This window comes from Microbacterium maritypicum (genome assembly GCF_008868125.1).
GTDB lineage: Bacteria > Actinomycetota > Actinomycetes > Actinomycetales > Microbacteriaceae > Microbacterium > Microbacterium maritypicum.
In genome coordinates, this window is the sequence record NZ_WAAQ01000001.1 from 1,014,648 (window position 1) to 1,034,767 (window position 20,120).

13 protein-coding genes are annotated in these 20,120 nt (G+C 70.0%); 9 read left to right on the plus strand and 4 right to left on the minus strand.

Translation table 11 applies throughout. From position 1 onward, the window contains the following. The first annotated feature begins 47 nt into the window (after nt 1–47). The 4 genes from mfd (at nt 48) to F6W70_RS04985 (ending at nt 8,837) form a co-directional block, all read left to right on the plus strand. Entirely contained in the window at nt 48–3,623 is a 3,576-nt protein-coding gene (mfd, locus tag F6W70_RS04970; protein WP_151486058.1) for a transcription-repair coupling factor, read from the plus strand. A gap of 34 nt (nt 3,624–3,657) precedes the next feature. Further along, entirely contained in the window at nt 3,658–4,284 is a 627-nt protein-coding gene (locus tag F6W70_RS04975) for a gamma carbonic anhydrase family protein (RefSeq protein WP_017828749.1), read from the plus strand. Beyond that, entirely contained in the window at nt 4,281–7,250 is a 2,970-nt protein-coding gene (locus F6W70_RS04980; RefSeq protein ID WP_170287857.1) for an aminotransferase, read from the plus strand. Before F6W70_RS04975 ends, F6W70_RS04980 begins: the two co-directional genes overlap by 4 nt. Nucleotides 7,251–7,409: 159 nt before the next feature. Beyond that, on the plus strand, nt 7,410–8,837 hold the full coding sequence (locus F6W70_RS04985; protein WP_235562436.1) for an APC family permease: 1,428 nt from the start codon (nt 7,410–7,412) through the stop codon (nt 8,835–8,837). Between the two features lie 84 nt (nt 8,838–8,921). Here F6W70_RS04985 and gdhA read toward each other — a convergent pair whose 3' ends face one another. Then, nucleotides 8,922–10,292 carry an NADP-specific glutamate dehydrogenase gene (gene gdhA / locus F6W70_RS04990; protein ID WP_017828746.1) on the minus strand — a complete coding sequence of 457 codons (1,371 nt, stop codon included), beginning with the start codon at nt 10,290–10,292 and terminating at the stop codon, nt 8,922–8,924. Between the two features lie 132 nt (nt 10,293–10,424). Next, nucleotides 10,425–13,118 (minus strand): phosphoenolpyruvate carboxylase, encoded by a 2,694-nt coding sequence (locus F6W70_RS04995; protein ID WP_127482664.1) that lies wholly within the window; start codon nt 13,116–13,118, stop codon nt 10,425–10,427. Nucleotides 13,119–13,229: 111 nt separating this feature from the next. Between F6W70_RS04995 and nhaA the strand changes: the two genes are divergently transcribed. The 4 genes from nhaA to F6W70_RS05015 all read left to right on the plus strand — a co-directional run bounded on the left by nhaA (nt 13,230) and on the right by F6W70_RS05015 (nt 17,442). Beyond that, nucleotides 13,230–14,399 (plus strand): Na+/H+ antiporter NhaA, encoded by a 1,170-nt coding sequence (gene nhaA, locus F6W70_RS05000; RefSeq protein WP_151486059.1) that lies wholly within the window; start codon nt 13,230–13,232, stop codon nt 14,397–14,399. Between the two features lie 36 nt (nt 14,400–14,435). Beyond that, on the plus strand, nt 14,436–15,110 hold the full coding sequence (locus F6W70_RS05005) for a nucleoside triphosphate pyrophosphohydrolase (RefSeq protein ID WP_373695312.1): 675 nt from the start codon (nt 14,436–14,438) through the stop codon (nt 15,108–15,110). Nucleotides 15,111–15,178: 68 nt separating this feature from the next. Then, complete coding sequence (gene hisS, locus F6W70_RS05010; protein ID WP_288968837.1) at nt 15,179–16,429, plus strand: histidine--tRNA ligase; 1,251 nt, start codon at nt 15,179–15,181, stop codon at nt 16,427–16,429. 218 nt (nt 16,430–16,647) lie between these two features. After that, nucleotides 16,648–17,442 (plus strand): SGNH/GDSL hydrolase family protein, encoded by a 795-nt coding sequence (locus F6W70_RS05015; RefSeq protein ID WP_151486640.1) that lies wholly within the window; start codon nt 16,648–16,650, stop codon nt 17,440–17,442. On the opposite strand, the gene F6W70_RS05020 is transcribed toward F6W70_RS05015, so the two are convergent. Further along, nucleotides 17,411–17,956, minus strand: coding sequence for a VOC family protein (locus F6W70_RS05020; protein WP_151486061.1), 546 nt, complete (start codon nt 17,954–17,956; stop codon nt 17,411–17,413). The two genes, F6W70_RS05015 and F6W70_RS05020, sit on opposite strands and share 32 nt — an antisense overlap. 87 nt (nt 17,957–18,043) lie before the next feature. On the opposite strand from F6W70_RS05020, the gene F6W70_RS05025 reads away from it, so the two are divergent. Continuing rightward, on the plus strand, nt 18,044–18,838 hold the full coding sequence (locus tag F6W70_RS05025; protein WP_151486062.1) for an AraC family transcriptional regulator: 795 nt from the start codon (nt 18,044–18,046) through the stop codon (nt 18,836–18,838). Nucleotides 18,839–18,887: 49 nt separating this feature from the next. On the opposite strand, the gene F6W70_RS05030 is transcribed toward F6W70_RS05025, so the two are convergent. Then, nucleotides 18,888–20,117 (minus strand): APC family permease, encoded by a 1,230-nt coding sequence (locus F6W70_RS05030; protein WP_055864660.1) that lies wholly within the window; start codon nt 20,115–20,117, stop codon nt 18,888–18,890. Nucleotides 20,118–20,120 lie beyond the last annotated feature (3 nt).

The following is a 20,120-nucleotide window of genomic DNA, read 5'->3' on the forward strand; positions in this document are numbered from 1 at the left end:
GCAGGGGCAGCGGCCGGAGTGTCCGTGGGCGCGACTAGTCTTATCCGGTGACTGTTCCGGGGATTCTGCGCGCCTTGGAAGAGGCGTCTCTGTACCGTGACGCCCTCAGCTGGGCGCGCACCGATGCCGACCTCGGCTTGGTCGACGGGCTCGACGCCCCGGCGCTCGCCGGCCTGCTCGAGAAGCGGACGGCGGCAGGACACCCGGCCGCCCTCCTCGCCGTCGTGCCGACGGGCAGGCGGGCCGAGAGCCTCGCGCTGGCGATGCACGCCTATCTGCCCGACGCCGACATCCTCACCTTCCCCGCCTGGGAGACGCTGCCGCACGAGCGCCTCAGCCCGAGCCCCGACACCGTCGGGCAGCGCCTGCAGACGCTGCGACGGATCGCGGAGTGGTCGGGGGATCACCCGCTCGTCGTCGTGGCATCGGTGCGGGCCGCTCTCCAGCCGATCGCGGGGAACCTGGGCGAGATCGCCCCGCTCGAGCTCGCCGCCGGCAGCCGAGGACACGAACTCGACCGCGTGGTCGAACAGCTGGTCGAGCGCGCCTACTCGCGCGTCGACATGGTGTCGCGGCGCGGCGAGTTCGCGGTGCGCGGCGGCATCCTCGACGTCTTCCCTCCCACCTCCGAGCACCCGTACCGCATCGAGTTCTTCGGCGACGAGATCGACCAGATCCGCGCGTTCTCGGTTGCCGACCAGCGCTCGCTCCCGGGCGATGTCGCGAGCGTCGACCTTCCTCCGACCCGCGAACTGCTGCTCACGGCAGAGGTCCGCGAGCGCGCCCGCGCGCTCGTCGGCGGCTTCCCGGCGATCTCCGGAATGCTCGAGAAGATGGCCGAGGGCATCCCGGTCGAGGGCATGGAGTCGCTGCTGCCCGCCGTCGCCGGCCCGTTGAAGTCGCTCGCCGAGTATCTGCCCTCCGGGAGCGCCACGGCGGTCATCGACCCCGAGCGCGCGACCGCACGTGCGATCACCCTGGGCGACACGAACCGCGAGTTCCTGGATGCCGCCTGGAGCGCGGCCACCTCCGGCGCCTCCGCGCCCATCGATCTGGGCGCCGGCGACTTCCTGACGATCGCCGACCTCCGCGAGGTGGTGCGCGACCGGGGCGGCGTGTGGTGGCGGCTCAGCCCGTTCGGCGCCGGACTCGGCGAAGGCGATGCGGAGGCCACCAACCTCGGCGCCGCCGTCATCCCCTCCTTCCACGGCAACGTCGACGGCGCGATCTCCTTCGTCGAGGCGAAGGTCACCGACGGCTGGCGCGTGGTCGTGATCGCCGCCGGTCACGGCCTGGTCGACCGCGCACGCGACGTGCTCGCCGACCGAGGACTCGCGGCCCGTGTGGTCGAGACGCTCACCGAGGCGCCGGAGGGTGGTGTCGCGACGCTGGTCACCGGATCCGTCGAGGCCGGCTTCCAGGTGGCCGAGGCGAAGCTCGCCGTGCTCACCGACAACGAGTTCTACGGTCGCACGATCGGTGGCGACCAGCGCGTCGTCAAGAAGCTCGCATCGCGGCGCAAGAACGTCGTCGACCCGCTGCAGCTCAAGCAGGGCGACTTCGTGGTGCACGCGACCCACGGCATCGGCCGCTTCGTGGAGATGACCCAGCGCGAGGTGTCCACCGGCGGGCGCAACGCCACCAAGTCGATCCGCGACTACCTCGTGCTCGAATACGCGCCGTCCAAGCGCGGGTACCCGGGCGACAAGCTGTTCGTGCCCACGGATCAGCTCGACCTGCTCTCGAAGTACGTCGGCGGCGAGGCCCCGACCCTGTCGAAGATGGGCGGCAGCGACTGGTCGCAGGCAAAGGGCAAGGCCCGCAAGGCCGTCCGCGACATCGCGGTCGAGCTCGTGAAGCTCTATTCCGCACGGATGAGCGCCAAGGGCCATGCCTTCGGCCCGGACACGCCATGGCAGCGCGAGCTGGAGGAGGCGTTCCCGTTCGCGGAGACCCTGGACCAGTTGCAGACGATCGACGAGATCAAGGCCGACATGGAACGGCCCATCCCGATGGACCGCCTGCTCTCGGGAGACGTCGGCTTCGGCAAGACCGAGGTCGCCGTCCGGGCCGCATTCAAGGCGATCCAGGACGGCAAACAGGTGGCGATGCTCGTGCCGACGACGCTGCTCGTGAAGCAGCACCTCGAGACGTTCACCGAGCGCTTCGCCGGTTTCCCGGTCAAGGTGCGGCCGCTGTCGCGCTTCCAGACCGACAAGGAGGCGCGGCTCACTCTGCAGGGTCTGCTGGAGGGTTCCGTCGACATGGTGATCGGCACCCACCGCATCCTCACCGACCAGGTGATGTTCAAAGACCTCGGTCTGATGATCATCGACGAGGAGCAGCGTTTCGGCGTCGAGCACAAGGACGCGCTCAAGAAGATGAAGACCAACGTCGACATCCTTGCCATGAGCGCCACCCCGATCCCGCGCACGCTCGAGATGGCGGTGACCGGCATCCGTGAGATGTCGACGCTGGCGACTCCGCCCGAGGACCGGCATCCGATCCTGTCGTTCGTCGGTCCGCGCAGCGACAAGCAGATGGCCGCGGCGATCCGTCGCGAGATCCTCCGCGAGGGGCAGATCTTCTTCGTGCACAACCGCGTGCAGTCGATTCAGCGCGTCGCGAGCGAGCTCGCCGAACTCGTGCCCGAAGCCAGGATCGCCGTCGCGCACGGACAGATGGGCGAGCACCAGCTCGAACAGGTCGTCGACGACTTCTGGGAGCGCAAGTTCGACGTGCTCGTCTCGACGACGATCATCGAGACGGGTCTCGACATCGCGAACGCGAACACGATCATCATCGACCGCGCCGACAAGTACGGACTCAGCCAGCTGCACCAGCTGCGCGGGCGCGTCGGGCGAGGGCGCGAGCGCGCGTACGCGTACTTCCTGTACGACGAGATGAAGCCGCTGAGCGAGACCGCCGCCGACCGGCTGCAGACCATCGCGGTCAACAACGACCTGGGCTCCGGCATGCAGGTCGCCCTGAAGGACCTCGAGCTGCGCGGCGCGGGCAACCTGCTCGGCGCCGAGCAGGCCGGTCATATCGCGGGCGTCGGGTTCGACCTCTATCTGCGCATGATCGGCGAGGCAGTGGCGACCTTCCGCGGCGACGAGGTCGAGACGGGGCAGGAACTGCGTCTCGAGCTTCCCCTCGACGCGCGCATCCCCGAGTACTACATCGACAGTGAGCGGCTGCGCCTGGAGGCCTACCAGAAGCTCTCCGCCGCCTCGGCGGCGACGGCCAAGGACGACGCGATCGACCTGGTCATCGAAGAGCTCGTCGACCGGTACGGAACGCCGCCGGAAGAGGTCGATGGGCTGCTGGCGATCTCGCGCCTGCGCCGGCGCGCCGCGCGTGCGGGCCTGACGGACGTCGTGGTGATGGGGTCGAATCTGCGCATCGCGCCCGCCCGGCTCGAGGATTCGATCAAGGTACGGCTGCAGCGGCTCTACCCGAAGGCGAAGCTCGTGGGAGGGGGAGAGGCGCTGGTCGTGCCGATGCCCACGGTCCCCGCCGCCGTCGGCGTGGGGCTCGAGCCGCTTCCCGACGCGCAGCTGCTCGAATGGGTCGGTCAGCTGTTCACCGCGATCTTCCCTGAGCCGACTGCGTCCGAGTAGCGCGCCGCCGCGGCCGCGGGACTAGTCTGGCGGCATGTTGTACGAGCACCTCGGGGCTCGGCCCCGCGTCCATGACACCGCCGTCATCGCCCCCACCGCCGTGATCTCCGGCGACGTCGAGATCGGGCCGGGCTGCCAGGTGCTGCACGGCGCCGTGATCACCGCCGAGGGAGGAGCGATCACCCTCGGTGAGCACGTCATCGTGATGGAGAACGCGCTCATCCGCGCCACGGCGGCGAACGCCGTGCACATCGGGTCGCACACCCTGATCGGCACGCTGTCCAGCATCGCGGGCGCGACCGTCGGCGAGGAGACGTTCCTCGCCTCGGGGTCGCGACTGTTCAACGGTGCGCTGATCGGGCCGCGCTGCGAGGTGCGCGTCAATGCGATCGTGCTCCGTCGTGCCGTGCTGCCGGAGGGCACCGTCGTCCCGATCGGCTGGGTGGCCGTCGGCGACCCCGCGCAGTTGTTCTCGCCGGATCGCGAGGCCGAGATCGCGGCGGCGCAGCCCGATCTCGACTTCCCTGGGCATGTGTTCGGTGTCGACCGCGACACCCCCGACCTGATGGTGCAGCTGACCGAGCGCTACGGCACGTCGCTCGCACGGCATGCGCACGACGTGAGCATCGACGGCGCGCACCACCGGCAGCACCGCGCATGACGGGCGGAGTGGGCCTGGTCCGCCCCGACGTGAGCACGGCGGATGCCGCGCGCATCGCCCTGGACTGCTATGGGATCACGGCGAGCGCGCAGGAGCTCGGCAGCAATCAGGACCGGAACTTCCTCCTCACGGCGGAGGACGGCGCGAAGAGCGTGCTACGCATCGACAACGCGGTGTTCGGCGATGCGGCGCGCGACGCGCAGCATGCCGCCCTCGACGCCTACCGCGACGCGGGGGTCCGCGTGCCGGCGGTGCTCCCGGGTCTCGACGGCGCGCTCACCCAGCGCTGGAACGGATTCGCCGTGCGGCGCAGCGAGTTCGCCCCGGGGGAGCCGCTGGTGGATGCGGGGTATCTCGCCCCGGTGGTGCTCGCCGAGTTCGGCGCGCTCGCCGCCGCTTCCGTGAATGCGCTGGCGCCCCTCGGTCATCCCGGTCTCGATCGCCCGCAGATGTGGGACATGCGCGTCGCGCACGAGCAGACCACGGCACTCGCACCGTCCATCGCCGACGCCGCACTGCGAGGGCGCGTGCTGCGTGCGGCGGCGAAGGCGGATGCCGCTCTCGCCCCGCTCGCCGCGGGCCTTCCGGTGCAGGCGATCCACGGCGACCTCACCGACGACAACGTGATGGGCACGCGGGGCGACGATTCCCGCCTGCATCCGCACACGGTCCTCGATCTGGGCGATCTCGGACTCGGATGGCGCGTGGCCGAGCTTGCGGTGTGCGCATCGTCGATGCTGCACCACGAGCCTGAGCGGCCGCTGCGCGTGATCGAGACGATCGCCGCCTTCCACCGGGATGCCCCGCTGAGCGTGGCGGAGGCCAGAGCGGTCTGGCCTCTCGTGGTGCTGCGCGCCGCGCTGCTGGTGGCGAGCGGGTGGCGTCAGCTCGAGATCGACGGCGACAACGACTACGCGCGGGAGCGGATCGCGGGCGAGCAGGCGATCTTCGACGCCGCGACCCTGCTGCCGCTGGTCGAGATGACCGAGCACGTGCTCGTCGCGGTCGGAATCGACGAAGGCGGCTTCGATGCGGCGGATCTGGCGGCGGAGGCGGAGGTCGCCCCTCTCGCCTCGCTGCTGCCGGATCTCACCGGCCGCGTGGCCGTGATCGATCCCGGAGTCGAGTCCGCAGCCCTCGACGGCGGGCGCTGGATCCGGGAGGACGCGGAGGAGGAGCTGATCGCCGAGGCGATCGAGCTCGGGGTCGCCGTGGCGGTGATGCCGTACGGCGCGTTCCGGCTGACGCGAGCGCGCGTCGACGACGCAGAGGCGGGGCAGACCTGGGCGACCGCCTGCGAACTGCACTTCCCTCCGGGGCCCCGGGCGCGAGTGGCGGCGCCCGCGAGTGGGCGTGTGACGCAACGGGGCGGGACCGCTCGGCTCATCCTCGACCTCGACGGTCCTGGCGGCGGCCACGACTGGGTGCTCGAGATCACGGGACTCGATGCGGAGGAGCGCCGTGAGCGCCCTGTGGGCGCCGGCGAGACGGTGGGATGGCTCGCCGCAGCTTTCGAACCGCGGCGGCTGACGGTGGGCATCCGGCGAGACGATGCTCCGGAGCAACAGGCGGACGGCGCAGCCCTGGTCGCCCCCGACCGCGTCCCGGCGTGGAGCCGGCTGACCGCCGACCCCGCACCCGTCCTCGGACTGCCCTCTTTCACGCAGCACGACGAGGCCGCGGCGGAGCTCGGCCGTCGCGAGAGGATCTTCGCTGCGGCGCAGGAGCGCTACTACGAACGTCCCCCGCAGATCGAACGCGGCTGGCAGCACCACCTGATCGACACCACCGCGCGCACGTACGTCGACATGGTCAACAACGTCGCAGGTCTCGGCCACGCCCATCCGAAGGTCGCGGACGCCGCGGACCGCCAGCTGCGGACCCTCGCCACGAACTCCCGCTTCCTGTTCCGCGACCTCGCGGAGTACAGCGAACGACTTCTCGCCCTGATGCCCGAAGGCAGCGACCTCGACACGGTGCTGCTGGTCAACAGCGGCTCGGAGGCGGTCGATCTCGCCATCCGTCTGGCGCAGGCGGCGACCGGTCGTCGCACGGTCGTCGCGCTGCGAGAGGCCTATCACGGCTGGACGATGGCGAGCGATGCGGTGACCACCAGCGCCTATGACAACCCCTTCGCGCTCGCCACGCGCCCCGACTGGGTGCACATCGCCGATGTGCCCAACCGCTTCCGTGGCACGTATCGCGGTGCGGACGTCGCCGGCGCCTATCTCGCCGACCTCGCGACCGATCTCGATCGGCTGCGGGAGGAGGGACGGGAGGTCGCGGCGTTCCTGTGCGAGTCGATCCTCGGCAATGCGGGGGGCGTGGTGCTCCCCGACGGCTATCTCGCCGGGGCCTACGCGCAGATCAGGGCGGCGGGCGGGGTGTGCATCGCCGATGAGGTGCAGGTCGGCTTCGGGCGGATGGGGTCCGCCTTCTGGGGGTTCGAGCTCGCAGAGGTGGTGCCCGACATCATCACGATCGCGAAGCCGATGGGCAACGGATTCCCGATCGGCGGGGTCATCACCTCGAAGCGCATCGCGGACGCGCTGTCGACGCAGGGCCAGTTCTTCTCCTCCGCCGGCGGCAGCACGCTCAGCTGCCGGGTCGGCATCGCGGTGCTCGATGCGATGGCCGAGGACGGACTGCAGCACAACGCGGCAGTGATCGGCGCGCGCCTCGCCGAGGGCCTTCGGGGCCTCGCCGACCGGCATCCGCTGATCGGCGTCGTCCACGGCGAGGGGCTGTATCTCGGTGTCGAACTCGTCCGTGACCGCGACACCATGGAGCCGGCGGCCGCCGAGGCCGCGGCGATCTGCGAGCGGATGCGTGAACTCGGTGTGATCGTGCTGACGACATCCGAGCGGTCCAACGTCCTGAAGATCAAACCACCGCTGTGCCTCACGGCGCACAGTGCCGATCATGTCGTCGCGATGCTGGACAGGGTGCTGACCGAAGGGTGGTGACTCGGGTCCTCATCTTCGAATCCCGCTGTCCATCGGATTGTTAAAAGCGTATTTCGAACCGAATTCGTCGTAGCGCTGGCGATTACCTCCGGTCCATACTGTTCCTCAGCGTCGGACGATCCGAAGTCCGACCCATGCGCTGTTCCCCGAGGAGTACCCATGGCAACGAAGACGAAGCCGCTGGCGCAAGGCGGAGGGACGCTCCGACGAAATCTGGGGTTGTGGGCCATCGTCGGGCTCGGGCTCGGCTACATGACACCGACGGTCGTCTTCGACACCTTCGGCATGGTCGCCCGTGACACCGACAACGTCGTTCCGGCGGCGTACCTGGTCGCGCTGGTCGTGATGGTCTTCACCGCCATCAGCTACGGCAAGATCTCCAGCGCGATCCCGAGTGCCGGATCCGCCTACACCTACGTGCGCGAGTCGATCCATCCGAACCTCGGCTTCATGGTCGGTTGGACGTCGCTGATCGACTACGTGCTGCTGCCGATGGTGAACTGCCTCATCATCCGCAGCTATCTCGAGGCGCTCTTCCCCGAGATCCCCGGGTGGATCTGGGTCGTGCTGTACTGCATCCTCGTCACGAGCATCATCTACCTCACGATGCGCGGCACCTCGAACCTGAACATGATCCTGCTCATTTTCTCGATCATCGTGATGGTCGTCTTCGTGGTGATGGTGATCGCACAGCTGATGCGCGGCGAGGGTGCCGCGACCGTGGCCTCGATGACCCCGTTCTTCCACGACGGCGCCACGATGAGTGCGGTGCTGATGGGCGCCACGATCGTGTGCTTCTCGTTCATCGGCTTCGACGCCGTGACGATGTACGCGGAAGAGGCCAAGGACCCGAAGATCATGCCCAAGGCCATCCTGCTGACGGTGCTTCTGGGAGGCGCGATCTTCCTCATCTCCGGCTACCTCACGCAGCTGCGCTTCCCCGACTGGAACGAGTTCGCGCCGGGCGGCGACATGCAGTTCGTCGAGGACTCCACGCTGCCGGTCATCGGCAACCTGGTCGGCGGCCCCGTGCTCATGGCGGTGCTGACAGCGGCCGGCTTCTGCGCCACCCTCGCCTCCGGCCTGGCTTCGCACGCCTCGGTGTCGCGGATGCTGCTGGTGATGGGCCGCAACAACGTGCTGCCGCAGCGGGCGTTCGGCTACATCAACCCGCGCACCCACACCCCGACCTTCAACATCGTGCTGGTCGGCGCCATCTCGCTGCTGGCCATCCCGTTCACCCTCGAGCTGATCGCCGCGTGGATCAACTTCGGCGCGCTGATCGCCTTCACCTTCGTCAACATCTCGGTGATCGCGTGGTTCGCGATCCGCAAGGGCCGTCGCAAGACTCCCGGCGACATCTTCAGCTTCATCGTGATGCCCGGCATCGGCATGGTGCTCACCGGTCTGCTCTGGGCGAACCTGCACGAGGACGCCCTGCGCGGCGGCCTGGTGTGGACCGCGATCGGGGTCGTCTACCTCGCCATCATCACGAAGGGCTTCCGCAAGAAGGTCGTCGCCTTCGACGAGAACCAGGCGGTGACCGGATACAACAAGGTCGTCAAGGTTCCGGTCGACGAGAGCTGACCCGACATCCCGACACGAGAAGAGCCGCCTCCCCGGAAGGGAGGCGGCTCTTCTCGTGTCGAGGAACCTGTGTCGAGGAAGGGGTCAGATGACACCCTGGGCGAGCATCGCCGCGGCGACGCGCTCGAAGCCGGCGATGTTGGCTCCGGCGACGTAGTCGCCCGCGACATCGTGGCGCTCCGCGGCGTCGAAGGCCGCATCGTGGATGTCGGCCATGATCTCGCGCAGCTTGTTCTCGCTGTCGCCGAAGCTCCAGCGCTGACGCGAGGCGTTCTGGCTCATCTCGAGCGCGGAGGTGGCGACGCCACCGGCGTTCGCGGCCTTTCCGGGGGCGAACAGCACACCGGCCTTCTGGAACGCCTCGACCGCATCCGGCACGCACGGCATGTTCGCGCCCTCGGACACGGCGCGCACGCCGTTCGCGATCAGGGCCTGGGCATCGGCGAGGCTGACCTCGTTCTGGGTGGCGGAGGGGACGGCGATGTCGACCGGGACCTCCCACACGCTGCCGCCTTCGACGAAGCGGGCACTCGGGCGGCGGTTGGCGTACTCGACGATGCGGGCACGCTCGACCTCCTTGATCTGACGCAGCAGATCGAGGTCGATCCCGGCGTCGTCGACGACGTAGCCGGAGGAGTCCGAGGCCGTCACCGCGGTGGCGCCGAGCTGGGTGGCCTTCTGGATCGCGTAGATCGCGACGTTGCCCGATCCCGAGATGCCCACGCGCTTGCCGGTGAGGGAGTCGCTGTGCACCGCGAGCATCTCCTGCGCGAAGAACACCGCGCCGTACCCGGTGGCCTCGGTGCGCACCTCTGCACCGCCCCACCCCGTCCCCTTGCCGGTGAACATGCCGGACTCGTGGCGGTTGGTGACCTTACGGTACTGGCCGAAGAGGTAGCCGATCTCGCGGCCGCCGACGCCGATGTCGCCCGCGGGAACATCGGTGTGCTCGCCGAGGTGACGGTAGAGCTCGTTCATGAACGACTGGCAGAAGCGCATGACCTCGGCGTCGGACTTTCCGTGCGGGTCGAAGTCGGATCCGCCCTTGCCGCCGCCGATGCCCTGGCCGGTGAGCGCGTTCTTGAAGATCTGCTCGAAACCGAGGAACTTGATGATCGACAGGTTCACCGAGGGGTGGAAGCGCAGTCCGCCCTTGTACGGGCCGAGCACGGAGGAGAACTGGATGCGGTAGCCGCGGTTGACCTGCAGCCTGCCGGCGTCGTCGATCCACGGCACGCGGAAGAGGATCTGGCGCTCGGGCTCGACGAGTCGCTCGAGGATGCCGCCGTCGACGTATTCCGGGTGGCGCTCCAGCACAGGTGCGATCGAGTGCAGCACCTCGTGGACGGCCTGGTGGAACTCCGGCTCGTAGGGGCTGCGGGAGAGCACCGTGTCGAAGACGGGCTGCACGGATGCGGCGAGCGGATGGAAGTCGACGGGAGACGTAGCGGTCACGCGGAAGAGCTTTCTGGTGGGGGATGGTGGTGCAGGCGATCGTGTCGCGTGAGGCTGTGCCGGATCCGGCAGAGATTTCACTCTAGTGGGCACCGAAAGCGAGGGTTCCCGCTCGGTCGGTGGCGACGTCGGTCACCCGGTGTTCTGCAGGCCGGCGGCCACACCGCTGACGGACAGCAGCAGCAGCCGCTGCTGTTCCGGGTCGGCGCCGGAGCCGGTCGGATCCTCTGCGGCCGAGCGGAGGGCCCGCAGCGCGCGCAGCTGCAGCAGCGAGAGCGCGTCGACGTAGGGGCTGCGCAGCTGCACGGCGCGCTGCAGCACGGGCTTGTTCTCGAGCAGGCTCTCGCCCCCGGTGAGACGGATCACCCAGCGCCGCGTGGTCGCGAGCTCGTCGAGCACGAGCTGTGCCAGATCGTCGCGGTCGCCGAGGGCCAGGTACTGACGGGCGATGCGCTCGTCGGTCTTGGCGAGACTCATCGCGACGTTGTCGATCATGGTGCGAAGCAGCGGCCACTCCCGGTACGCCTCCACGAGCAGCTCTTCGTCGCCGACCGCGTCCAGGGCGGTGCCGAGTCCGAACCATCCGGCCAGGTTGATGCGGGCCTGCGTCCAGGCGAACACCCACGGGATGGCCCGCAGGTCTTCCAGCGATTCGACTGAGAGCCCCCGGCGGGCGGGGCGGGAGCCGAGAGCCAGCAGCCCGATCTCCTCCATCGGGGTCACGGTGGCGAACCAGGGGGCGAAGCCCTCCGCCTTCACGAGCGAGAAGAAACGCTCCCGGGAGGCCGCGTCCATGATCGAGGCGACCTCGGCATAGCGGGCGGCCGCCCGGCTCGTGCGCTCCTCCTCGGTGGGGGAGGAGGCCAGCAGCGTCGCCGCCGCGACCTGGTCGATGTGCCGCATGGCGATCGCGGGCTCGCCGTAGCGGGCGAAGATGACCTCGCCCTGCTCGGTGAGCTTGAACCGGCCGTCGACCGAGTGCGGAGGCTGCGCGAGGATCGCGGAGTTGGCGGGCCCGCCGCCGCGGCCGAGCGCACCGCCGCGACCGTGGAAGAGGGTCAGCTCGATGTCGGATTCCTGCGCCCACCGTGCGATCTTCTCCTGCGCCTCGTACAGGGCGAGGTTCGCGGCGACGGGGCCGACGTCCTTCGACGAGTCCGAGTAGCCGAGCATGACTTCGAGCCGATTGCCGGTGGCGGCCATGCGCTCGCGGAACTCGGGGAACGTCACGGCCTCCGCGAGGATGCCGGGTGCCGCCTGCAGATCGGCGAACGTCTCGAACAGGGGCACCACGTCGAGCACCGGGGCGTCGTCACCGAGCGCGTAGCGGGCGAGACGGTGCACGTTCGCGAGGTCGGAAGCCGCCTGGGTGAAGGAGACGACGTAGCGCCCGGCGGCGCGCAGGCCACGGTCGTTCTGGATGTCCGCGATCGCGCGGAACACCTCCAGCACCTCCTCGGTCTGCGCGCTGATGGCCTCGCCGGCATCGAGCTCGGCCAGGGCCTTCGCGTGCACCTGGGAGTGCTGGCGCACCTCGAGCTCCGTGAGGTGGAAGCCGTAGGTCTCGACCTGCCAGATCAGGTGCTGCACGCCGCCGAACGCGTGCCGCTTCGCTCCGGCGTCCGCGAGCGAGGACTGCACCGCGCGCAGATCCGCGAGCAGTTCCTCAGGACGCGAGTACGCCTGAGTGCTGTCACCGTGACGGGTCGCGGCGACGCGACGCGCCAGCACCAGCAGCACGCGACGGTGCGGCTCGTCGGGCGAGCGGGTGGCGAGTTCGGCCGCCAGGTTCGGCTCCGCCGCGGCGAACCGCTCCCACAGCGCCGTGACCTCGGCGCTGGGCGGAGTGTCGTCGGAGGCGAGAGTGAGGGTGCGGCCGATGCGATCGAGCGCGCGCTCGAGACCGCGCAGCACATGGTCGGCCGCGATCTGGGAGGCCTCGCGGGTCACGGATGCCGTCACGAAGGGGTTCCCGTCGCGGTCGCCGCCCACCCAGGAGCCGATCCGCACGAAGGCGGGAACGACCGGGGCGGTGGCGCCGGAGTCCTCTCCGCGGAGCGCATCGTCGATGCGGCGGTACACGTGCGGCACCGTCGTGAAGAGCGTCTCGTCGAACACCCCCATCACGGTGCGGACCTCGTCGGTCGGGGAGGGCTTCTGCGACCGCAGCGGGGCCGTGCGCCAGAGGGTGTCGATCTCCTCCAGCATCCGGCGGCGGGCACGGTGCTCCTCCGAGCCGCCCTCGCTCGCGGCATCGTGCTGCGTGAGCAGCTCGGACAGGCGGCGGATGCTCGACGACACCGCGCGTCGGCGGGCCTCGGTGGGGTGCGCCGTGAAGACCGGGTGGAAGCGGAGCCCCTCCAGTCGGCGGCGGGCCTCGTCGTCGCCGACCTCGGTGCGCAGCCGCGCGTACGCGGTCGCGACGGTGTCGGCGGCGTCCTCCCGGCCCGGCTGTCCGGCGCGCTCGCGCAGCACGCGCACGCGCTGGTGCTCCTCGGCGAGGTTCACGAGGTGGAAGTAGCAGGTGAACGCGCGGGCGACCTCGTCGGCCCGAGCCACCGTGAACGACTCGGCGATCGCCGCCGCGCGCTCGAAGGCGTCGGAGGTCTCCTCGTCATAGGCCTGGATCGTCGCCAGACGCAGCCGTTCGACGTCTTCGAAGAGGTCGTCGCCGCCGGCTTCGCGCAGCACCTGCCCGAGCAGCTGCCCGAGCATCCTGACATCGGTGCGCATGGCATCGGGGATGCCGCGGCCGGCTTCGAATCGGCCGATCACGCGGATGGCCTCGGTGTTCGTGGGCTCGGAGAAGGAGTGTGCGGGGGTCACACTTCGAGAGTATCCCTCGTCAGAGGAGTGTCCTGCACGCATGACGATCTGCTTCGCGATCGGGCGATGACGAGAGGCGCCGAGGCCTGTCGGCGACCTACGATGGGGGGAATGCGCATCTCAGCGAACCCCCTCCGCGGGCAGCAGTTCCCTGCCGTCCTCCTCCTCATCGCGGCCGGCCTCGGACTCCTGCTTGCGAACCTGCCGACGCACGACGCGCTCGCCGCCTTCCTCGATCTCCACATCGCGATCCCCGGCACGGCCCTGGATCTGTCGATCGCGCACTGGGTGTCCGACGGCCTTCTCGCCGTCTTCTTCCTCGTCGTGGCCATCGAGCTGCGCCACGAGCTGACCCACGGCGAGCTCGACTCCCCGCGCAAGGCCGTGCAGCCCGCCATCGCGGCGACCGGCGGCGTGCTGGTCCCGATCGCGGTGTACCTGCTGATCGCCGGCGGCGACAGCACGACGGCTCCGGGCTGGCCCATCCCCACGGCGACCGATATCGCGTTCGCCCTCGGCGTGCTGGCGATGTTCGGCAAGGGACTGCCCTCGCGCGTCCGCGTCTTCCTGCTCGCCCTCGCGATCCTCGACGACATCATCGGCATCATCTTCATCGCCGTGCTGTTCGCCGATGACGTGCAGTGGCTGCTGTTCGGGCTCGCGATCGTCGGCGTTGCCGTCTTCTGGGCGCTGAGCAGACTGCTGCACGCCAAGGGCCACCCGCTGATCGCCGTCGCCATGGCCCTGGTCGGCGTGATCACCTGGGGTCTGGTCGCCTCCTCCGGCATCCACGCCACGATCGCCGGCGTGCTGCTCGGTCTCGTGATGTCGCCCGTGCCCGCCGGGCGTACCAGGCACGCACTCGAGCCGTCCGTGAACGGCGCCATCCTGCCGCTGTTCGCCTTCGTCGCGGCGTTCGTGGTGATCCCCGCCGTCTCGATCACCGAGCTGTCGCCGGCGTTCTGGGCGATCGTGGTCGCGTTGCCCGTGGGCAAGATCATCGGCATCTCGCTGTTCGGCTGGCTCGCGATGCGCATCCGGCCGAAGGGCGCCGATCCTGCGCTGCCGTTCGCCGACATCCTCGCCGCCGGTGCCCTCGGCGGCATCGGCTTCACCGTTTCGCTGCTGCTGGCGAACCTCGCTTTCGCCGACGACGGCGGCATCAGGGACCAGGCGATCCTCGGTGTGCTCGTGGGGTCGTTGATCGCTCTCGTGTTCTCCGGGATCATCGTCTCCCTGCGGGCGCGCTGGTACCGTCGGGTCGCGTCCGCATCGTCATGAGGAATGTTCCGGCCCTCGCCGCTTCCGGCCGGGTCGATGCAAGGAGGAAGCGTGAGCTCTGAGTCCCCGGCCGCGGCGGACGCTGCCGATCCGCTGCGTCAGGCAGCCGAAACCATGCACGCCGTCCGGGAGCGTTGCGTGTGGTCGCAGCGGATCACACACCGCGACCTCGTGCCGTACCTGATCGAGGAGTCGCACGAGGTGATCGACGCCGTCGAGAGCGGCAGCCGCGACGACCTCCGCGAGGAGCTGGGGGATCTGCTCTGGCAGGTGCTGTTCCATTCGGCGATCGCGGCACAGGACCCGGACGATCCCTTCGACATCGACGACGTGGCACGCACGCTCACCGAGAAGATGGTGCGTCGGCATCCGCATGTGTTCGCCGGCGAGGTGGCCGAGACGCCGGAGCAGGTGCTGGTGCACTGGAACGCCGCGAAGGCGGCGGAGAAGCGCACCCGCCGCAGCGTGCTCGATGGTGTGCCGCGGGGGATGCCGGCGCTCGCGCTCGCCCAGAAGCTCGCCAATCGCGCGGCGGGAGTGGGCGTCGCGGTGGAGTCCGCCGCCGCCCCGGCATCGGAGGACGAGCTCGGTGAGGCGCTCCTGGCACTGGTGGCGACGGCGCGTGCGCAGGGCTGGGATGCCGAGCGGGCGCTGCGCGAGCGGTTGCGCGTACTGGAAGACGACGTGCGGGCCGCCGAAGCCGCATCCTGATCCCGGCACGGGGGCGTCGGCAGACCTGGGAAGATGGAACCGTGGCTACCGTGAACCCGCCGCGCGGCATGCGCGACATCCTCCCCGCCGACAAGGCCCGCCGTGAGCGCGTGCTCTCCGTCATCCGCGAGCGCTACCGCGCGCATGGATTCGACGAGATCGAGACGCCCGTCGTCGAGGACTACGATCGCCTGCACGCCGGCATCGGCGGCGACAACGAGAAGCTGTCGTACAACATCCTGCGCCGCGGCCTCGACGCCGACGCGATCCGCGCTGCCGCCGACGACCCGGCCGCCCTCTCGGACCTCGGCCTGCGCTACGACCTGACCGTGCCGCTCGCGCGCTTCTACGCCAGCAACCGCGGCCAGCTGCCCACGGTGTTCCGCTCGATCCAGATCGGTCCGGTCTGGCGCGCCGAACGCCCGCAGAAGGGGCGCTACCGCCAGTTCGTGCAGTGCGACATCGACATCATGGGAGATGACTCGTCGCGCGCCGAGGCCGAGCTGATGGTCGCCTCGCTCGACGCGGTCGACGCGCTCGGTCTCGACGGTGCGACCGTGCGGATCAACGACCGTCGGGTGCTGGATTGGATGCTGGACAGTTTCGGGTTCACCGCCGAGGAGCGCCCCGGGGTGCTCATCACGATCGACAAGCTCGACAAGATCGGGCCCGAGGGTGTGGCGGCCGAGCTGCGTGAGCGCAGCGCCTCCACCGCAGCCGCCGACGCGTTCGATGCGTTCCTGCGTCGTCCGCAGACCATGGAGTACAACCCGTTCGGCGAGCGGCAGATCCGCAAGGCGCTCCCCGATGGTGCCCCGACCGAGTTGGTCGAGCACCTGGTCGGAATCGGCGAGGCGGTGGCCGCGGGGCGGGGACACTCCGACATCCCCCTGGTCTTCGATCCGTTCCTCGTGCGGGGCATGGGGTACTACACCGGCACGATCTTCGAGCTCGCGCACCCCTCGGTCGGCTACTCGCTCGGCGGTGGCGGTCGCTACGACGGCATGATCGGCCGCTTCCTCGGGCAGCAGGTTCCCGCCGTGGGCTTCTCGCTCGGCTTCGAGCGCCTCGTCGACCTGATCGCCGACGAGGCCGATGCGACCGCGCAGGCCGTCGTGCTCATCCACGATGCCGACGTTCCGGTGCACGAGCTCGTCCGGCACAAGGCGGCGCTGATCGCAGGTGGCGCCAGGGTGCGGCTCGAGCGACGCACCAAGAACGTCAAGGCGCTGCTCGAGCGTTCGGCGGCCGACGGCTACACCGCCTTCGCGACCGTCTCCGCCGGCACCGGCGAGCTGGAGCTCAAGCCGCTGTCCTGACCGGTCTGGTCCGGTCCGGTCCGGTCCGGTCCGCCGCGCCGGGACACCTGTCGGGTGGATGCACGGATGTCGGGGGAATCGCCGTGGTTCTGCCCGACATCCGCCCGAAGTCCCGACAGGTGCACCCGGAATGACGGGGCGTCCTTGCTCCCGTTCACGCCGCGTTCACGATGTCGGGGTGGAATCGGGGCGTGAGTCGCGTTCGGATACCGGTCGTCGTGCCGCCTGTCCTGGTCGGGGTGGCACTCGTCGCGCTCCTGGTCGGCCTCCGTCTCGTGCTCCGGCAGCAGGCGGCGCTCGCACGACGGCGGATCGGGAAGCCGCTGGGCGAGGAAGCGCTCGACGCGGATCGCCTGTGGCGTCGAGGTCTCGACGGAGAGCCCCTCGAACTGCTCGTACTCGGCGACTCGATCGCCGCAGGCCTCGGGGCCGAGCATCGCAAGGAGACCCTCGGCGGGCGGCTGGCGAAGGCGACGGGACGCCGGATGCATCGGCCGGTGCGGCTGCGCACGGTGGCCGTCGTCGGCTCGGAGTCGCCCGATCTCCCCGGCCAGCTCGATGCCCTGCCCACGGATTACCGTCCGCACGTGGCCGTGATCGTCGTCGGAGGGAACGACGTGACGCACCGGTTGCCCGTGGCGCTGTCCGCACAGCACCTGCACGACACGATCCGCCGGCTGCGTGAGAGAGGGGCCGAGGTCGTCGTGGGCACCTGCCCCGACCTCGGTGCGCTGCGTGCGGTGCCGCAACCTCTCCGCCGCCTCGCCTCCAGCCTGTCCCGCCGTCTCGCCGAGATCCAGGACGAGACGGCACGGCGGGCGGGCGCCGAACCGGTCGATCTGCGTCGAGCGGTGGGACCGATGTTCTTCGACGAGCCCGAGGCGATGTTCAGCCTCGACCGCTTCCACCCGAGCGCGCTGGGCTATCGCCGCACGGCCGAGGCGCTGCTTCCCGCGGTGTGCCGTGCGGCCGAGGCATCGCTCAGCTCGCGCCGTCTGCCGGTGCCGCGCTGAACGAGGCCGCCCATTCCGCCACCCGGCGGCTGCTCTCCTCGTCGGAGATGTCCTCCACGCGGGTCATGACCGACCAGCGCACCCCGAACGGGTCGCGGATGCTGGCGAATCGGTCGCCCGAGACGAAGGGTGCCGGGGCTTCGCGCACGGTCGCTCCCGCGGCGACGGCCTTCTCGACGACCGCATCGACGTCGGAGACGTACAGCCCCATCGAGTAGCAGTCGTCGTCGCCCTCGGGGGAGCGCACGAGGCGGTACTCGGCGTTCGGCTCTCCGAGCTGGAGCAGGCCGAGACCGAAGTCGAGGTCGGCGTGGGCTACGACTCCGCCGAACTCGGTCACGTCGATGACGCGTGCGCCGAAGACCTCGCGGTAGAACTCGATGGCCTGCTTCGCATTCGGGATCGCCAGGAAGGGAGTGAGCGAGGTGGCGCTGTTCGGGCGGCCGTTCGTCGTGTACGTGCCGCTCGCGCCGGTCGTGGGGGTGTCGTGTGTCGTGGTGTCGTCGTTGCTCATGCCGCCACGCTAGGCCGGGCGAGGTGCCGGCGGCTTGAAGATCCGCGACAGCCTTCGGGCGTCGGCGGTGGACCCTACGCTGGGCGCATGGTGAATCCGACCCGTGGTGTGCTGTATCCCGCTCGCCTGCCGCAGTTCCACCGGCTGCCGGCACCGTCGGCGGTGACGGATCTGGTCGCATGGTTCTGGATCCCGGAGTGGGACATCGCACCAGGGCGCTCCTCGCAGCAGGAGATCGTCGCCTATCCGGCCCTCAACCTCGTCGTCGATGCGGAAGCCGTGACGCTGTCGGGCGCGACGACCCGCGCGTCGCACCGCGACCTGCGGGGGAGCGGATGGGCCGTCGGCGCACTTCTGCGTCCGGCGGCGGTCGCTGCGCTGATCGAGGATCCGTCATCCCTGGTCGACGGAGAGCGGGTGCTCGACCACGAGGCCGGCGATGTCACCGCGCTTCGTGATGCCGTCGTCTCGGCGATGGGCTCGGACGAAAGGCACAGAGAGCGTGCGGTCGAGGCTTTCTCCCGCTGGCTCGAGGAGCGCGCGTCACCGGTCGGCGATCCTGCACGCCAGGCCAACGCGGTGATGGACGTGCTGATGGGCGATGACCCGGCGTTCACCCCGGAGGAGGCGGCGACCAGGCTCGCCGTCTCGGTGCGCACCCTGCAGCGGATGACGCACCGCTACGTCGGCCTCTCACCCGCAGCGATGATCCGGCGTCGGCGGTTGCAGGAGGCGGCGCAGCGTGTGCGCGAGGAGCCGGGAGCCGATCTTGCCTCGATCGCCGCCGAGCTCGGCTACGCGGATCATGCGCACCTCACGCGCGACTTCCAGACCGTGCTCGGGATCGCCCCACGGGCGTACCGCTCCGAGGCGAGCGGCTGACCTCCGAGCGGCTGACCTCCGAGCGGTGAGCCTAGGCCCCGCACGGTTCTCACACCCGAGTGAACCGCAGCCGCAGCACCCGGTATCCCACACCGAGGAGCACCACGGCGGTTCCGACCAGCGACGCGAACACGGGCAGGGTGTTCACCAGGACCAGGCATCCGAGGGCTCCGAGCACCTGCAGGGCTCGCGGGTAGCGTCGTGCGCGTCCCGTCTGCCGGAAGGCGGCTGCATTCGCGATCAGGTAGTAAAGGAGCACGCCGAAGGACGAGAAACCGATGGCGCCGCGCAGATCGGCGACGAGCACGATGGCGATCACGATGAGGGCGATGGCGATCTCGGCGCGCTGCGGAACCTGATGGCGCCGGTCGATCTTCGCGAGGAATCGAGGAACATCGCCCTCGCGAGCCATAGCTAGAGTCGTGCGGCCGATTCCGGTCAGCAGCGCCAGGAGAGCGCCGAGCGAGGCGGCAGCCGCTGCCACGCGAAGAACCGGAGTCCACGCCGATGCGCCGGCGGCGGTGAGCAGGTCGACCAGCGGCGCCGTCGAACCGATCACATCGGCGCCGAGAACGAGCACGACGACCGCACCGACCAGTGCATAAACGACGACCGCGCCCCCCAGGGCGAACACGATGGCGCGGGGGATCGTGCGCGCGGGATCGACGACCTCTTCGCCCATCGTCGCGATGCGGGCGTAGCCGGCGAACGCGAAGAACAGCAGCCCGGCGCCCTGGAGCACCCCGTAGACCGTGGCATCGGGCAGCGGGGTGGGAGAGGCGGTCGGGGTGGCCGCGAATCCGAAGCCGACCGCGACCGCGAGCCCGAGCAGCGAGCACACGACGAGGATGCGGGTGACCAGGGCCGTGCGTGTCACACCGAAGCAGTTCACGACGGCGAGGAGCACGACCGCCGCGACGGCGACGGGCACCTGCCATCCGGCCGGGGCCGCATATGCGGCGAAGGTCATGGCCATGGCCGCGCAGCTGGCGATCTTGCCGATCACGAAGCTCCACCCCGCGATGAAGCCCCACCAGGGACCGATCTCCGCGCGGGCGTAGGCGTACGTGCCACCGGCGACGGGGTGCGCTGCGGCGAGCTGCGCCGACGAGGTGGCGTTGCAGTATGCGACGACGGCGGCGACCGCGAGGGCGATGAGGATGCCGCTCCCTGCGACGCCGATCGCGGGAGCCCACACCGCGAAGACGCCGGCGCCGATCATCGAGCCGAGGCCGATGGCGACCGCATCCGCGAGAGTCAGGCGACGGGCGAGGGGCATCCC